At 58.8% G+C, this 15,598-nt stretch carries 14 protein-coding genes; 7 read left to right on the top strand and 7 right to left on the bottom strand.

Translation table 11 applies throughout. The features are described from left to right. Nucleotides 1-3: 3 nt before the first annotated feature. From JDW18_RS21835 to JDW18_RS21855, 5 genes are all read left to right on the top strand, one after another. Entirely contained in the window at nucleotides 4-552 is a 549-nt protein-coding gene (locus tag JDW18_RS21835; protein WP_218241671.1) for an outer membrane protein assembly factor BamE, read from the top strand. 124 nt (nucleotides 553-676) lie between these two features. Next, entirely contained in the window at nucleotides 677-1,507 is an 831-nt protein-coding gene (gene dapB / locus JDW18_RS21840) for a 4-hydroxy-tetrahydrodipicolinate reductase (RefSeq protein ID WP_218241672.1), read from the top strand. A 62-nt stretch (nucleotides 1,508-1,569) separates the two neighbouring features. Continuing rightward, nucleotides 1,570-2,232 (top strand): MotA/TolQ/ExbB proton channel family protein, encoded by a 663-nt coding sequence (locus JDW18_RS21845; RefSeq protein WP_218241673.1) that lies wholly within the window; start codon nucleotides 1,570-1,572, stop codon nucleotides 2,230-2,232. Between the two features lie 13 nt (nucleotides 2,233-2,245). Next, the gene (locus JDW18_RS21850; RefSeq protein ID WP_218241674.1) at nucleotides 2,246-2,707 is read left to right on the top strand and encodes an ExbD/TolR family protein; all 462 of its coding nucleotides are present in this window, start codon (nucleotides 2,246-2,248) and stop codon (nucleotides 2,705-2,707) included. Between the two features lie 346 nt (nucleotides 2,708-3,053). Beyond that, on the top strand, nucleotides 3,054-3,431 hold the full coding sequence (locus tag JDW18_RS21855) for an HPF/RaiA family ribosome-associated protein (protein WP_218241675.1): 378 nt from the start codon (nucleotides 3,054-3,056) through the stop codon (nucleotides 3,429-3,431). Between the two features lie 959 nt (nucleotides 3,432-4,390). Here JDW18_RS21855 and JDW18_RS21860 read toward each other — a convergent pair. The 5 genes from JDW18_RS21860 to JDW18_RS21880 all read right to left on the bottom strand — a co-directional run bounded on the left by JDW18_RS21860 (nucleotide 4,391) and on the right by JDW18_RS21880 (nucleotide 12,295). Beyond that, nucleotides 4,391-5,596: a hypothetical protein gene (locus JDW18_RS21860; protein ID WP_218241676.1), complete on the bottom strand. Its 1,206-nt coding sequence runs from the start codon at nucleotides 5,594-5,596 to the stop codon at nucleotides 4,391-4,393. Nucleotides 5,597-5,619: 23 nt separating this feature from the next. Then, nucleotides 5,620-7,434, bottom strand: a complete 1,815-nt coding sequence (locus JDW18_RS21865; RefSeq protein WP_218241677.1) for a DEAD/DEAH box helicase — start codon at nucleotides 7,432-7,434, stop codon at nucleotides 5,620-5,622. Nucleotides 7,435-7,802: 368 nt separating this feature from the next. After that, nucleotides 7,803-9,146, bottom strand: coding sequence for an SGNH/GDSL hydrolase family protein (locus JDW18_RS21870; RefSeq protein WP_218241678.1), 1,344 nt, complete (start codon nucleotides 9,144-9,146; stop codon nucleotides 7,803-7,805). A gap of 557 nt (nucleotides 9,147-9,703) precedes the next feature. Further along, on the bottom strand, nucleotides 9,704-10,897 hold the full coding sequence (locus JDW18_RS21875) for a serine hydrolase domain-containing protein (RefSeq protein ID WP_218241679.1): 1,194 nt from the start codon (nucleotides 10,895-10,897) through the stop codon (nucleotides 9,704-9,706). A gap of 72 nt (nucleotides 10,898-10,969) precedes the next feature. Beyond that, the gene (locus JDW18_RS21880) at nucleotides 10,970-12,295 is read right to left on the bottom strand and encodes an MFS transporter (protein ID WP_218241680.1); all 1,326 of its coding nucleotides are present in this window, start codon (nucleotides 12,293-12,295) and stop codon (nucleotides 10,970-10,972) included. Nucleotides 12,296-12,427: 132 nt separating this feature from the next. On the opposite strand from JDW18_RS21880, the gene JDW18_RS21885 reads away from it, so the two are divergent. Next, entirely contained in the window at nucleotides 12,428-13,327 is a 900-nt protein-coding gene (locus tag JDW18_RS21885) for a LysR family transcriptional regulator (RefSeq protein WP_218241681.1), read from the top strand. A 61-nt stretch (nucleotides 13,328-13,388) separates the two neighbouring features. Here the strand turns inward: JDW18_RS21885 and JDW18_RS21890 are convergent, their stop codons facing one another. Further along, complete coding sequence (locus tag JDW18_RS21890; protein ID WP_218241682.1) at nucleotides 13,389-14,396, bottom strand: zinc-dependent alcohol dehydrogenase family protein; 1,008 nt, start codon at nucleotides 14,394-14,396, stop codon at nucleotides 13,389-13,391. Nucleotides 14,397-14,571: 175 nt separating this feature from the next. Here JDW18_RS21890 and JDW18_RS21895 point away from each other — a divergent pair, with 175 nt between their 5' ends. Beyond that, a complete protein-coding gene (locus JDW18_RS21895) occupies nucleotides 14,572-14,991 on the top strand; it encodes a winged helix-turn-helix transcriptional regulator (protein ID WP_218241683.1) in 420 nt (139 codons plus the stop codon). A 44-nt stretch (nucleotides 14,992-15,035) separates the two neighbouring features. Here JDW18_RS21895 and JDW18_RS21900 read toward each other — a convergent pair whose 3' ends face one another. Beyond that, complete coding sequence (locus JDW18_RS21900) at nucleotides 15,036-15,530, bottom strand: glutathione peroxidase (protein WP_218241684.1); 495 nt, start codon at nucleotides 15,528-15,530, stop codon at nucleotides 15,036-15,038. Between the last annotated feature and the right edge of the window lie 68 nt (nucleotides 15,531-15,598).

The following is a 15,598-nucleotide window of genomic DNA, read 5'->3' on the forward strand; positions in this document are numbered from 1 at the left end:
CCCATGCATGTTCAAGCCCGTAGCCGCGCAGGTCTGGCCCTGACGTTGGCAATCGCAGCGGCACTGGCCGGCTGCAACAGTATCGATGGTGCCGCGCACCGCGTTGCCAACTCCATCACCCCCTACAAAGTGGAGGTCGTGCAGGGCAACTTTGTGTCCAAGGAACAGGTTCAGGCACTGCAGCCCGGCATGAGCCGCCAGCAGATCCGCGACATCCTGGGCACGCCGCTGGTGACCAGCGTCTTCCACTCCAACCGCTGGGAATATGTCTTCACCATCAAGCGCCCCGGTGTGGACCCACAGGTGCGCAAGCTGACCGTCTTCTTCAATGGCGACAGCTTTGCCCGCGCCGAAGGTGACGAGATGCCGTCCGAATCTGAATTCGTGGCCAGCCTGCAAGGCATGAAGGGCAAACCCAAGGTGCCCCAGCTCGAAGCCACGGAAGCCCAGCTGGCCAAATACCCGGCCCGCCAGAATGACGACAGCGCCGAAGCCAGCAACAGCAACCTGCCCCCCGCTGCCGCCAGCTACCCACCGCTGGAATCGCGCTAAGCACACAGGGTTCAGTGCAAAAACAGCCTGAACCCCTTGTGCAGCTTGCGATGCACGCTCCTTTTTTTCACATGGCTGGTGCCATCACCCGCCATCGACTTTTCTGATTCTGAGTGATAGCGCCATGACCGCATCTCCCTCCTCCACACCCCGCCAGCGCGTTGCCGTGGCAGGTGCCTCCGGCCGCATGGGCCACATGCTGATCGAAGCCATTCTGAACAGCAGCGACTGCGAACTAGCCGCTGCGCTGGACCGCGCTGACAGCCCCTCCATCGGCACCGATCCCTCGGCCTTTCTGGGCAAGCCCAGCGGCCTGAAGATCGAAAGCGATGTGCACTCTGCACTGTCCAAGGCCGACTGCCTGATCGACTTCACCCGCCCCGAAGGAACGATGGAGCATCTGGCCGTGGCAGCTGACCTGGGCGTGGGCGTGGTCATCGGCACCACCGGTTTCTCTGACGCGCAAAAAGCGCAGATTGGCGAGTTTGCCAAGAAGACGGCTGTGGTGCTGTCGGCCAATATGAGTGCCGGTGTCAACGTCACCTTCAAGCTGCTGGAAATGGCCGCCAAGGCCTTGAAGGAAGGCGGCTACGACATCGAAATCGTCGAAGCCCACCACAAGCACAAGGTCGATGCACCTTCGGGCACAGCGCTGAAGATGGGCGAAGTCATTGCCGAAGCCCAGGGCACCAACCTGGCTGACCGCGCCGTGTATGAACGCTATGGCCACACCGGCGAGCGCAAGGCTGACAGCATCGGCTTTGCCACCGTGCGCGGCGGCGACATCGTGGGCGACCACACCGTGCTGTTTGCCGGTACGGGCGAGCGCATCGAGATCTCGCACAAGTCCAGCAGCCGCGCCGGCTATGCCAATGGCAGCCTGCGCGCCGTGGGCTACCTGGCCGACAAGAAAACCGGCCAGTACGATATGTACGATGTGCTGAACCTGCGCTGATGCGCTGATCGAAAAAGGGGCCCCGGTGGCCCTTTTTTTGTTTTTGGAGCGAGGTAGTCTCAATGTCCGCAGGAACATGGCAATGGCTGGCACAGGGCGACACCGTCACACGCGGCACAGCAGCGGTGATGCTGCTCATGTCCGTGCTCAGCTGGGTCGTCATCCTCTACAAGCTATGGTTCATGGCCCGCGCCCGCCAAAGCGTGCCCCGCGCCATGCAGGCCTTCTGGCAAATGCCCGACCTGCCGCAGGCGCAGACCCGCGTGCAGGCGCTGGATACACAAGGGCTGGTGCGCCCCATGGCCGATGCGGTGGCAGGCCAGGCCCAGGAAGCGCCAGGCGCCTCTCTGGGCCAGAACGCCGCGCCCGGCCAGCGCCTGATGCGCCAGCTGCGCGCCGCACTGGGCGAATCTTCACGCCAGCTGCAGTGGGGCCAGACCCTGCTGGCCACCATTGGTGCCACCGCCCCCTTTGTCGGCCTGCTGGGCACCGTCTGGGGCATACACCACGCACTGGGCACGCTGGCGGGCAGCGGTCAGGTCGATATTGCCCAGCTGGCTGGCCCCGTGGGTGAAGCGCTGATCATGACGGCCGCAGGCCTTGCCGTGGCCCTGCCCGCCGTGCTGGCCTACAACCTGCTGGGCCGCGCCGCCAGCACGCTGGAAGCCCTGCTGGAAGGCTTTGCCCACGACCTGCACGCCCAATTCGGGCAAAGCACAGACTGACCGGAGCCCCGCCATGCCATTCGGACGCATGAGCAGCCGCACCGGCAGCGACACCCCCATCAACAGCATCAACGTCACGCCGCTGGTCGATGTGATGCTGGTGCTCGTCGTCATCTTCATCCTGGCCGCGCCCATGCTGGCCGCCAGCCTGCGCGTGCAACTGCCCAAAGCCCAGGCCGCCACACCCAAAACCCAGGTGGCACAAGGCAATGCGCTGATGGTCGAAGTCAACCCGCAGGGCGAAATCTGGCTGCACGGCACAGCCACTGCCGATGCTGCAGTGCAGCAGCAACTGCAAGACCTGGGCCAGCGCAACCCGCAGGCCGAAGTCCAGTTGCGCGCCGACACCAGCGTGCCCTATGGCCGCGTCGTACAAATCATGGGCTGGGCCCATGCTGCGGGCCTCACCCGCATCGGCTTTGTGACCGACCCCAGGCCAGCAGCCACAGCCTCCACCACCACGCCTGCACGCTGACAGTGCCTGACGGTGCAAGGTGACCCGGGCGGCAAGAAATGCGCCCATCCCCTCCCCCATCACCGCCCCCATCACCACCCTTTCATTGCTCTGGCTCAAGCGTGCTGCAGATAGAAGCGGCTCCTGCGCCAATCCCGACCGGCGCCCCTTACGCCCTGCGCACAATGGTCAAAAGCCCCACGGGCCAATCACGTAACAAGTCCTTATGGGCAGGGCCTGATTCTGGCGTTACGATGGTCTGACCCGATTCAAGAGTGCGTCCCGAACTCTCCTCGGACACACTCCAGGGTACCCCGACAACTTTTCGCCGCAGTGGTGCGGCATTTGGTGACTTAGGAGGATTTGCATGCAAGTACAGGTTCATGCCGACGATTCCATCCAGGGTGGAGAATCTCTGGCTCAATGGGCGCAGGAGGAAATCAATACCAAATTGGCCCGCCTGAAAGAGTATGTGGTGCGTGTGGAGGTCTTTCTCACGGGCGTGGACGCCCTCAAGGCCACCGGCGGCCCCGGCAAGCGATGCGTGCTGGAAACCCGGGCCACTGGCCGTCCCCCCATTGCGGTGAACGCCGAAGCCGAAAAGGTCAAAGACGCTTTCAGCGCCGCGATTGAAAAGCTCAAACGTGCGGTGGAAACCGACCTGGACAAGGTCAAGGACAAGAATCTGCGCGAGAGCGTTCGGGGTGTGGATGACCCCAGTGCGGAGAACGCAGCGACGGCCTGATCGCCTTCGTTAGGCCTTCTCTCAAAACCATGCCACTCAGTTTTCTGGGTGGCATTTTTTATGGGAGGCTGGTTTTGGATGGAGCGGAGTCGAATATGCCTCTAGCGCTTATCTATCAAGCGTAAGCAGCTATCAAAATTATTCTTGTGAGTTTGCTTATTTCAGAGGCCGGGTCTCGCCCCGGCAGGCGACCTTCTTTTCTTGCTCGTGCAAGCAAAGAAGGCAAAAGAACACGCCCCGGATGTCTGCGTCCCTACGCTACGTTTCACTTCGCTACGGGCAAACCTGCGTCACGCAATTCATTCTGCGGTGCCGCCGAACTCGCTACGCGGCACGCCGCTGCGCTCAGACAAGCGGCGGCAAGTCAGTTCACGAAGCATTGGCACTCTTCGGTGCCAATGCCCGCAGCCTGAACCGCGTGCCACAGGCGCTGACACACGGGTGGATGCGGGCACGGACGGCCTGCAAGACTTGTGAAGAAATGAGCTTCTAGCGCTTATCCAGATTGCGGTAGCAGCTATCAATTCTGAAAGAAGCTATCCCGCATTTGGTATTGCCCCTTGTGCCCACGCCTGCGACGGCAAGTTCTTGGGGCTGGCAGTTGCACCGCAGAGTGCAACTGCATCGTCAACATATTTGCGGCAACTGTTTGAACGGAGAGCGAAGCTCGAAGTGAGTTTTGCCGCACAGCCTCAAGAGCTTGGCGGCGTAGGTTGCCCGCAGGCGAAGCCGGAGGGTCGGGGGAAGTAGGGGCTGGTGTTCTTTGCCTACTTTCTTGCACCAGCAAGAAAGTAGGTCGGCTGGCGGGCCGAGACCCGCCCTCTATCCGCGAATCAAGCATGGTGCTCAAATCAGCCTGTAGCCCGAATAAATCATTCACAAGTAGCCATCAAACAAATTTTGTATTGTCATCTGCGATAAAAACAAGCTCTTCTCCAGTGAATCAAACGCGCAAATTTTTATGCTTGAATATCGATCTTTATCATCGACCCTTTCACAATTTCCATATCTTGCTGAGTATAGATAATTCTAGATTTTTCTTGATTATTTGCATACGCTGAATTTAGCCTTCTTTTGATATGTGATTCTGGCAATCTTTGATGGTCAAATATATCTGATTGAATAATTTCATTTGCAACTTCAAAAGAACTAATTTTTTTGAACTGCTGAAATTTCTCTTCTTCCATATTGGCTTTAGCCGTCGCCTCTCTCAGTTGCTGCTCCTTTATCAGAATCTCCATTTTGTGCATCTCTTTCTTATGCTGCACATCCACTTGGGTCTGCCAAAGTGTAGCGGCCCCTTGAAATATTGCAAGAAGCGGGCTATTTTTTTGAGCCGACTTTAACTCTAAACCACCTCCAACAGTTTTATTAACTAGTGATCGCGATAGAATTCTTATATAGCCATCACCAACTCTTATATATACAACTGGTCTGGTTGTATGATTAAATATTTCAAAAAATACCCCCAACTCTTTTTGATATTTTTTATCTTCTTTTTTGGTAGAAAAAAGCACCCTTTCAAGAAGAGCATCATCGAAATTTTCAATCTCCTTTAGAATATTAAGACTTTTGTTTTGTTTTTCTTTTATCTTTGACAGTTTTGCCGTGATGTCCGACTCTTCTATTGGAGTTCTATCAGCGTAGTGTTTTGAATATTTTTTGTGATATTGCTCAGAAAACTTAATTGCTGTCGTTATTAAATACTGCTCCGCATGTAGATCACTCTTTTCGCTTTGAATTTTCAAAGCATTCACCAAATATGAAATTCCGAGTGGCCGAAATTTTCTGGAGTGCAATAATGAATTAACTCCATAAAAATTCTCATACAGAAAATTTATATTGCGGGTTTTTATACTTGGAACGAGAGAGTGCGGCTTCCCTATAGGGTAAAAATATCTTGCAGCCTCAAACTCAGGCAATAAATCAAGCTTAGCATACCGCCTATTAAGTGGAAGTGATCCTTCGGATATGATTATATCCTTTGGACTTATTCCCCTTAGTAAAGCTGACGATATTGAATTCAAAAGATCATTTTTATAATAAACTGTATTGAACTGATTAAAGAACCCTGCAATTTCCCAAGGAAGTAACCGATCTTCACTCCGCTGCTTAAAAGTAACTTGAAAAAGGGATGAAGATTTATAATCGTAATCATCAAACATAATTCTCTATCCAATTAAATTTTCTATTTCAAAGAAATCATCAATTTTTGCGTAGTTCGTGTGGCTGCTACATAAATTAGGCGAGCCTCCAACGCTGAATCCTTCTCCACATCCTTGGCCTTGCGCTCTTCCTCCGAAGTAACAACAGCCACTACCGGCCACTCCAGCCCCTTGCTCGCATGCATGGTCATGAGCTTGATGGAGTCTTCCTCGGGCTTGAACTGGCCTGCCTTTTTCCGCATGCGGTAGGGCAAGCGCTTGCGCTGCAGGGCGTCGGCGCAGAGTTCCATTTCGTCGTAGTGGCGGCACAGCACGGCCATTTCGCCCCAGGCGTGGCCTTGGGCGTGCTGGTCGGCCAGCAGCTCGGCCACGCGGGCGGCGCGTTCGGGCAGGGTTGGCAGGTCGATGACGATGGGCTCGGGGCCTTCGCGGCCGCAGCTCAGGGGTTTGAGCAGCGGGATGCTGTCTTCGTCCTTGGCGTCTTCGGGCATGAGCATGTCGCCCGCCACGCGGTGGGCCAGTTGCAGTATCTGGCGCGTGTTGCGGTAGTTGATCTTGAGGATGGTGGTGCGGCCAGATGCCTGTATGCCCACGCTTTTGAGGCTGAAGTTGCGCTTCTGGCCCCGGTCGTAAATGCTTTGTGCATCGTCATAGAGCAACAGCAGGCTGTTGGTGCTCGGGTCCACCATCTGGGTGACCAGGCGCAGCCATTCGGGCGCAAAGTCGTGGCCTTCGTCGATGAGGATGGCGTGGTACTGGCCTGCGGGAATGTGTTTGTTGTCCACGCCGGTGATGACGCACTGCACATATTCGGCCATGAGCTTGTCCACGGGCCAGCGCTGGGTGTCTTCGGGCAGCAGGTTGTAGGCCACCAGCTGGTCGCGGCACCATTTGTGGAAGTGGCGCACATGCACGCGGTCTTGCAGGCCCTTGGCTTCCATGCTGGCGGCCAGTTTGACGCCCAGTGGCTCGTTGTAGCAAAGCACGAGGATGGGTTTGCTGCCCGGCCCTTGCGTCTGCGCCAGGTGTTCGGCACGGTAGCCGAGGATCATGGTCTTGCCCGAGCCCGCCACGCCGTGGATGACGCGGTGGCCGTCCCCCAATGACCGCGCCAGTTGCTCTTGCTGCAGGTCCATCACACGCATGATGTCGGGCAGTTCGTCTTCGTCCGGCTCCTGGCCTTCACCAAACAGGTTTTGCTGCCGGGGCACGCGCACTTCGGGGAAGAGTATCCAGCGGATGCGGTCGAGCTGGGGCAGGGTGATGGCGCGGCCAAAGCTGTGGGTAAACATGTCCCACAGCCGCTGCTGAAAGGCTTCGGCATCGACGGCATCGGTCATTTCGTCCTGGCAGATGACGAGGTGGGCGGGCAGCGCATCGCCCAGCCCCGCTGCATCAAACTGCTTGCGCGTGATGCGCGTGAAGACCACGCCGTGGCCCCAGGGAAAGGCCAGTTTGCCTTGGTGGGGGCCGTCGCCCTGCACCAGTTGCACGTCGCGCTCCAGCGCGTTGATGACCTGAATGGCGCAGTGGCGGGCCTGCTGCAGCGGGCTCATCACCACCTTGGGCTGGCTGGTGCCGCTGTCCAGAATCTCGAAATATTCGCGCGTGGCCTTGCGAATGGTGTCCAGATGCCAGTCCTTGGTCTCCAGAATCAGCGCGCCCCGGCGCGGGTGCACCACCACAAAATCAGGCCGCGTCTGCTTGGGGCCAATAGGCACATCCCACCACAGCAGATAGTCGTCTTCCAGCTTTTGCTGCAGACGCTCCGCCAATCGTCGCTCTCCACTGGTCATGCGCCCCGCGCAACTGCCCAGCGCGGGTATGAGTACCGCCATTGCCTCCCCCTCCAACCTGTATCTTCATGTTTCAAGGATGGATTGGTTATAGCCGATGTGACCTGCCGCAGTCTTGCAGGCCGCGCAAAGCTTTATGGTGCGTTTGCGGGATGTGGGGTGGAGGGATTGCTGTGTATCTGTGGGTGGGGCCTGGCTTTTGGCTGGCTCATCAAGAATCTGGCTTCAATGATGAATTCATAGGCATACAAGGCTATACCCTTGGTATATCAAGCGTGGTTAGCTATCAAATTAGATGCAACCGCTTGCGACAGAGGGCGGGCCGAGACCCGCCTTCTGACCAAAGCAAAGACATATCGCCAGATAGAAAGATGGCCCCCGCAAGCCTTCTTCCTGCTCGTTTCAAACGCTTATGACTTGATGCAGAGCTTTTGCAGCATGGACAGATCAATGCCATCAGCCATTGCTTTGTAACCCACGTCATTGGGGTGCAGGTGGTCACCGCTGTCGTACTGGGCTTGCATTTGCAAAGGGTTGCCAGGGTCGCGCACGATGGCGTCGAAGTCGATCACCGCGTCATAGGCGCCGCTCGTTCGAATCCACTGGTTGACACTCTCGCGTATGGCATTGTTGCCTGCAGAGTAGTAGGGCGCTGCGTAGCCAGCGAATGGCAGCAGCGTCGCACCAATAACCTTCATGCCCGCGCCGCGCGCCTGCGCAATCATTTGCTGGTATGCGGCTGTGATTTGTGCGCTGGTAACCGGCTTGCCTTCCATTGCACCGATGCCGATGTCATTGATGCCTTGCAAAATCACGACGCACGATGCGCCACGCTGCTCCACCACATCACGCTGAAAGCGCGAGACGCCTTTGGGCCCATAGACCGCCCGCGCTCTCAACGCGGCATCAGAGTTTCCAAGGTTCGGCGCATCACTCATCAGGCGGTTGCCGGAAATGCCTGCATTGACCACGGACAGACCCGCCAAGTTACTCGCAGCCGCCACTCTATCGGCCAGCCTGCTGGGCCAGCTAGGCCAAGGTGTCGGGGCATCGGTTCGCATGGAGGAATCCCCAAAACCATCGGTGATGGAGTCTCCATAAGCCACCAGTGTCATGGGCTTGGAGGACATGACATCCAGGCCTGTGGCAACAAACCAGGATGAGGTGGGGACGGCAGCAGACAGCGCTACGGCCGCAGACTCGTTGCCGGGATTGAGGTAGCTGTTTTGCCGGGTCACGAAGTGCGCACTTTGCACCACGGTTTTCTTGGGCAGATACAAGCTGATGGCCAGATCACTCATGGCTGCCACACTCAAATCCACCGGGTCGCTGTAGACCATTCCTTTGGCAGGAATCACGACATCACGTTTGCCGCCGAAGGTCAGCGTCCTGTCGGTGCCAGAGACGATGGAGCTTCCTTTATCACGCACGGCCACATGCGCTGCGCCAATCTCCAGTGCAGCCGGGGCATCGCCAATCTCATTGGAGAGCCGAATGCGAATCTGATTGCCCGCGACGTTGCTGCGCACAATCAAACGCACGGTCTGGTTGTCCAGCGTAATCAAAGGGAGAAAAAGCTCGGTATTCGATAACGAGGCAGGTCCGGTAGGTGCGGTAGCCCAAGAGGTTTGCCACGCCTTGGCCAGTGGGTCATCCCCCCCGCCGCCACAGGCGCTCAAGCCTAGCGCCATCAGTCCAGCCAGTGCGCACTGCACCCAGCCTGAAGCAGGTTTTCCAATCGCTGATCGCTGCATTGCTATCTCCATTTTCTGATGAGGATGCACTGAAGAACATGGGCCAGCGGTGCATGCATGGCATGCCTACGTCGTCACAAAGCCATGGTTCGAGCATCGATTCAGACCATTTCTTGTGCCACACCGGTCAGGCTGGCGCGATTGTCCAAAGCAGTTCTCAGCACTGGCTGCCGCCAAGATGACAGCAGCCCCAAAAATGCACTAAACCTATGGTAAATATGGAGTTTTTTCTTATATCCTGATTCAGAAATCACATTTTTTGCGCACTTTTTTTGTGATCGATGTCGCACAGAAAATCGTTTCTGTTCGGCATGCCCTCATTCACCAACGCAAAATCCGATGGAATGATTTATTGGTGAATGGGGTTTCAAAGCCAGTGCTCTCGCGCATGAATGCGCAGGCAAGCGTTGACAGGGCGAGTGCGTGCCGATTGGCCCACAGGAATTGCCAAAAAACACGCCTGAACGCACTGCCCCCCTGCGGCTTTAGCTATCAAAGATGAAGAACTTCATCCTGGCTTCGCGCCACTGCTGTGGCGTAACAGTCGTCGATATCTTCTACGCGGCCACGGCATTGACCGCAGCGGCGAGGAAGGCAACGATTTCCTTTTCATAGGCGGGCATTTCAGGGGCAGGTGCCGAGCCCCACAGCACGGCCACCACATTCGCCTCACGATTGATATACAGGTACTGGCCAAACACCCCGACCGCCGAGAACGCACCCCCATGGCCGGGGATGCTGTGCTCGCCCTGCGGGAATAACCACCACTGGTGTTGATAGCTCAGAGCATGGGGCCCCGCATAGGGCTTGACGTTGCGCAGTACCGAGCCCTCAGGCAGCTGCGTAATGCCATCGACCCAGCCAGCGGGCAGCACTTGCTGGCCGTTGATGACGCCGCCATTGGCAATAAAGCGCCCAAACCGGCCATAGTCGCGCAACACGGCGCAAAAGCCGCTGCTGGCGATTTCCATGCCGTTGTTGGCATCCAGCTGCCAATAGGCATCCTGCTCCATCCCCATGGGCTGCCAGATTTTCTGGGACAGATAGTCGCTGGCCGACATGCCTGTTGCTGCGCGCACGATTTCAGCCTGCAAGAACGACTCGCCCGTGCTGTAGTTGAACACGGTGCCCGGCGCGTGCAGACGCGGCAGATTGCGCAGGACTTGCAAAATGCTGCCGCGCTGAAGGCTCAGTTGCGCCGAGAACATGGCGCGGCGGTCAGACTGGGGGTTGCGGTAGGTTTCATCCCAGCGCACGCCAGAGCACATATTCAGCACCTGCTCCACCGTCACGCCGTCATAGCCGGAACCGGCCAGTTCTGGCACGTACTTCACCACCATGTCCTGCAGGCTGGCAATCGCCCCCTCGTGCAAGGCCGCGGCAATCAGCGTGGCCGACAGCGACTTGGCGACAGAAAACGAGGTCCAGCGTGTGTGCTCATCGTTGCCCTGTGCATACTTTTCCAGCACGATCTGGTCACCCTTGAGCACCAGTAAGCCCGTGACATCGTTGCGGCGCATGAAGGCATCGGCATCGTGTGTCTGGCCGTCGGCCTCATAGGTGGGCGCAATGGCCTCAGCCACCTGCAGCGGATAGACCTGCGATCCGCGCGGCACGGGTCTGGTAGGGTAGAGCTGGTCCATATGGCGAAAGGTGCGTGTCTGCACACCTTGCTCCAGCTCATACAGATTGGCGGGCTGGCCCAGCGTTTCGCGGGCCTCTGAAATGGTGCGGCTTGTGCCTGCTTGCATGATTGTTTCTTTCCTGGCGGGCCTGCCATTCGGCGGCCACGACTGACTTGAAATAGAGGAGCGTTTGGCAGCCTATCGGTCCACCAAGCGGCGCGAGATCAGCAGCACGCTCAGGCTGCCCAGTGCGATGACGCCAGACAGCAGATACAGGCCAGCAGCGGGGCTGCCGGTCATGGCAAACAGCTTGCCGAAGACCGTGGGGCCCAGAAAGCCTGCCATCTGCCCGAAGGCGTTGATGAAGGCAATGCCCACCGCTGCGGCAGCGCCCGACAGCACTGCCGTGGGAAGGTTCCAGTACAGCGCATTGCCCACCACGTTGCCGCCCAGTGCCGCAAGAGACGCCAGCAGCAGCAAGGTGGGGTTGCCCATGGCCGAAGGCATGGCTGCCAGACCCAGTGCACAGACCAGCCCCGGCACCACGGTATGCCAGCGGCGCTCGCGCCAGCGGTCCGAGGTGCGGCCCAGCACCAGCATGCCCACCACGGCCAGCGCATACGGTGCGGCCACCATCCAGCCAATCTGCATCGTGTCTTTGACGCCAGCTTCGCGCAGCATGCTGGGCATCCAGAACACCAGGGTCACGCCCGCCAGAAAGGTGAAATTGATCACGGCCAGCAACCAGACCAGGGGGGATCGCATGGCCTGACCGACGTTGTGCGTCACGGTCTGTTGCTGATCGGCAGCCACATGGGACTGCAGCACCTGCTTTTCCGCATCGCTGAGCCAGCTGGCCTTGGCAATGGAGTCATCCAGATACCAAAGCGCAATGACGCCCATGATGACGGCGGGAGCGCCTTCCAGCAAAAACAGCCACTGCCATCCGGCCAGCAGAGTGCTGTTGGCAAAGTGGCTCAAAATCCAGCCCGACACGATGCCGCCCAGAATGCTGCCCACCGGAATTGCGGCCATGAACAGCGTAATCACGCGGCCACGGCGCTGCGCGGGGTACCACTGGGTGAGGTAGAGCATCACACCAGGAAAGAACCCGGCCTCGGCCGCACCCAGCAAAAAGCGCACGATGTAGAACTGCGTGGGGGTCTTGACCAGCAGCGTCGCCACCGACAGCAGGCCCCAGGTGATCAGAATGCGGGCAATCCAGCGCCGGGCACCAAAGCGCGCCAGCATCATGTTGCTGGGCACTTCCAGCAAAAAGTAGCTGACAAAGAAGATGCCTGCACCCAAGCCAAAGACGGCTTCGCTGAAGCCAAGATCCGCCTGCATGCCCAGCTTGGCAAAACCCACATTGGTGCGGTCAATGAAGGCAAACACATAGCCAATGAACAAAAAGGTAATCAGGCGGCGCGTGACCCTGGCATACAACCGGTCTTCGGCTTGCGCGCTCTGGGCTGATATGGGCGGCTGCTGACCGGGCTGCCCGGCCAGGGTGGAAGCATTCATGGCGGTGTCTCCTGCGAATATTTATGAAGGCAGGCGCTGACTATCCATCAGCCTGCAGTGCAGGAGGTAGCGATAAAATTTCAGGGCTCACACCTTTGGTTTTCACCTCCACCCATCTTCTGCTCTGCACCCATGAAAAAGCATCAACTTCAGGCTCTGGTGGCCGTGGCAGAGCATGGCAGCATCCGCCGCGCCGCCAATGCTGTGGCCTTGTCACAAACTGCGCTGACCAAGGCTTTGCGAGAGATGGAACTGGATTTGCAGGCGGTATTGCTGCAGCGCAGCCCGCAGGGGGTGCGCCTCACGCCCGTCGGCCTGCAATTGCTGCACCACGCCAAACTGATCCTGGCGGAAATGGATGAAGCCCGCGCCAGCGTGCGGCACATGCTGGGTCTGGGTGACCCGCCGGTCAAAGTTGCCGTCACGCCCACCTTTTCACTACTGTGCCTGGCAGAGACGGTGGCACGCTTTCGCACGCGCTTCTCGAAGGCTCCGCTCAGCATCCGGGATGCGTTTCTATCTCAGACCTTGCCCATGCTGCGCGATGGCACGATTGATCTGGCCATCACCGCCGTCATGCCCGAAGTTCTGGGCTCAGACCTGAGCTTTGAATCGGTGGGTACGCTGGAAATCACACTGGCAGGCCGACTGGATGCGCTGGGCCCCGGCCCTCACCATCTGAGCACACTGGCCCAGGCTGCGCCCTGGCTGCTTGACAGCTCTACAGGCGGCACCAGCGAAGTCGTGCGCCAATGGCTGGCAGAGCATGGCGTGGCCGAGCTGCCTCAGGTGATTGAATGCCCCTCTTCCATGGCATCACTGGTGCTGTCCACACAAGGCCAAGCCATCGTGCCCACGCCACGCGCCATTCTTTCTGTGCCCTGGCTGGAGCACTTTCATCGTGAGATCAAAGTGGCCGAGCCCCTGCCCCAGTTGCCCATCGGCATCGTGGTGCGCAAAGGCCACCGGCTGGATGGCCCAGCCGAGTGGTTTGCGGAATGCGCGCGGCTGGAGTTAAGGCAGATGCTGTGAGCCTCGCTCCAAGATTGTCAAAAAGGCCTTGCAGCCCAGACACATCAAGCGCTACCTGCTATCAATATTCTAGGCAGATCTTCCCAAAATGCTTGCCAGCCGCTTGGTGGGCAAAGGCCTCGGCCATGCGCTCCAGCGGGTAGTGGCTGTCGATCACCGGCTTCCAGCCAAACAGCTCCAGCGCGCGCACCATGTCTTGTTGCTGCTCGCGGCTACCGACGATCAGGCCCTTCAGGGTTTGCTGTTTGCGCATCAGCTCCACGGTGGGCACAGCGCCCGCAAAGCCGGTCAGCACGCCAATCAGCGCGATATGGCCGCCGGGCGCGCAGGCGCGGATGGACTGGGGCAGCGTGCCGGGGCCGCCCACTTCGACCACGATGTTGGCACCACGCCCGCCGGTGGCAGCCAGCACGGCGTCGCCCCATTCAGGCTGGTCTTTGTAGTTGATAACGGTGTCGGCACCCAGGGCCTTCAGTTGCTCGGCCTTGGCAGCGCTGCTGGTGGTAGCGATGACCTTGGCGCCCATGCTTTTGGCCATTTGCAGCGCAAAGATGGAGACGCCACCCGTGCCCAGCACCAGCACGGTGTCGCCGGCCTGCAGCTTTCCATCCACCACCAGTGCGCGCCAGGCGGTCAGGCCGGCGGTGGTCAGCGTGGCGGCTTCGGCATGGCTCCAGCCCTGGGGAGCGTGGGTGAAGCTGGTGGCGGGCAAGGTGATGGATTCGCGGGCAAAGCCGTCCACGCCATCGCCGGGCACCAGCTGAAAGTCGGTGGGCACGTTGCTGCCGGACTGCCACTGCGGAAAGAAGGTGGACACCACGGCATCGCCCACGGCAAATTCCGTCACGCCCGCGCCCACGGCGGTGACCACGCCTGCGCCATCGGCCATGGGAATGCGGCCATCGGCGGCTGCGCCGGGGCGCGAGACCACGGCCAAGTCGTGAAAGTTGAGCGAGCTGGCGTGAATGCGCACCTGAATCTGCCCCGCCCCGGGCGCGGCGGCTGTGGGCAGCTCTGCCAATTTCAGGTTTTCCAGACCGCCGGGGGCGGCAAGTTGCATGGCTTTCATGGCAATCCTTGGGTGTGAAAAGTGAACGCCTGCCATCTTGCAGGCAAGCAGCATGGGTCGCCAGAACCCACATATTTGTGCCGTAGTATTAAAAAGGGAACTATTGGACAGATACAGGCTTTGCGCGAGACTGCTGCACTAGCAAGGACACGGCAACTTGCCCCATGGAGGAACAATGAAACGCCTGAACAGCAAAAGCGGCTGCGCCGTGGAGGTGACGCTGTCCGTGATGGGCGGCACCTGGAAACCCATCATCCTGTTCCACCTGCTGCATGGCAAAAAGCGCTTCAGCGAGCTGAGCCGCACCATTGGTGGCCCCACGCGCATCACCCAGCGCATGCTGACGCTGCAGCTGCGCGAGCTGGAAGAGGCCGGCATTGTGCTGCGCACCGTGCACGCCGAGGTGCCGCCACGTGTGGATTACGAACTGACCGAACTGGGCCGCAGCCTGCAACCGGTGCTGATTGCCCTGCGCAACTGGGGCGTGGACTACGCCCGCCTGCAAGAAGGCGCAGGCGGGCTGCATGACGACACCTATGGCATCGCTACGGCCACAGTTAATTGCACTGCAGATTCAAAGAAAAAAGTGGCTTGAGCGCCTATGTATAAAGCGCTTACAGCTATTTTTTCAGGAGCAAATCAGGCCAGTGCGGCCTGAATATCAGCCGCCAGTTTTTCCGGCTTGTCCTGTGGCGCGTAGCGGCGAATGACCTGTCCATCGCGGCCCACCAGAAATTTGGTGAAGTTCCACTTGATGGACTTGGTGCCCAGCACGCCCGGGGCTTCGGCGGTGAGCCAGCGGTACAGCGGGTGCGCGCCATCGCCATTGACATCAATCTTGTGCATCAGCGGGAAGGTGACGCCAAAGTTCAGCTCGCAAAAGCTGGCAATTTCATCGTCCGAGCCTTTTTCCTGCGCGCCAAACTGGTTGCAGGGAAAGCCCAGCACGACCAGACCCTGATCGGCATATTGCTCATGCAGGGCTTGCAGACCTTTGTATTGCGGCGTGAAACCGCAGGCACTGGCGGTGTTGACGATCAGCAGCACCTTGCCGCGATAGTCGGCCAGCGGCACGCTCTGGCCCGTGATGCTGGTGGCTTCAAAGTCATAGACGCTCTGCGCTGTGTGATTCATTCCGCCTCCCCGTTGGCATGCTGTAAAGCACCAAGCTTAGCGCGGCGCAGGCAATGCAGTCACGGCCA

The organism is Comamonas fluminis (assembly GCF_019186805.1).
Classification (GTDB): Bacteria; Pseudomonadota; Gammaproteobacteria; order Burkholderiales; family Burkholderiaceae_C; genus Comamonas; species Comamonas fluminis.

Coding starts and splice junctions, on each gene's coding strand:
- JDW18_RS21835 (WP_218241671.1), top strand. CDS start 4: ATGCATGTTCAAGCCCGTAGCCGCGCAGGTCTGGCCCTGACGTTGGCA.
- dapB (WP_218241672.1), top strand. CDS start 677: ATGACCGCATCTCCCTCCTCCACACCCCGCCAGCGCGTTGCCGTGGCA.
- JDW18_RS21845 (WP_218241673.1), top strand. CDS start 1,570: ATGTCCGCAGGAACATGGCAATGGCTGGCACAGGGCGACACCGTCACA.
- JDW18_RS21850 (WP_218241674.1), top strand. CDS start 2,246: ATGCCATTCGGACGCATGAGCAGCCGCACCGGCAGCGACACCCCCATC.
- JDW18_RS21855 (WP_218241675.1), top strand. CDS start 3,054: ATGCAAGTACAGGTTCATGCCGACGATTCCATCCAGGGTGGAGAATCT.
- JDW18_RS21860 (WP_218241676.1), bottom strand. CDS start 5,596: ATGTTTGATGATTACGATTATAAATCTTCATCCCTTTTTCAAGTTACT.
- JDW18_RS21865 (WP_218241677.1), bottom strand. CDS start 7,434: ATGGCGGTACTCATACCCGCGCTGGGCAGTTGCGCGGGGCGCATGACC.
- JDW18_RS21870 (WP_218241678.1), bottom strand. CDS start 9,146: ATGCAGCGATCAGCGATTGGAAAACCTGCTTCAGGCTGGGTGCAGTGC.
- JDW18_RS21875 (WP_218241679.1), bottom strand. CDS start 10,897: ATGCAAGCAGGCACAAGCCGCACCATTTCAGAGGCCCGCGAAACGCTG.
- JDW18_RS21880 (WP_218241680.1), bottom strand. CDS start 12,295: ATGAATGCTTCCACCCTGGCCGGGCAGCCCGGTCAGCAGCCGCCCATA.
- JDW18_RS21885 (WP_218241681.1), top strand. CDS start 12,428: ATGAAAAAGCATCAACTTCAGGCTCTGGTGGCCGTGGCAGAGCATGGC.
- JDW18_RS21890 (WP_218241682.1), bottom strand. CDS start 14,396: ATGAAAGCCATGCAACTTGCCGCCCCCGGCGGTCTGGAAAACCTGAAA.
- JDW18_RS21895 (WP_218241683.1), top strand. CDS start 14,572: ATGAAACGCCTGAACAGCAAAAGCGGCTGCGCCGTGGAGGTGACGCTG.
- JDW18_RS21900 (WP_218241684.1), bottom strand. CDS start 15,530: ATGAATCACACAGCGCAGAGCGTCTATGACTTTGAAGCCACCAGCATC.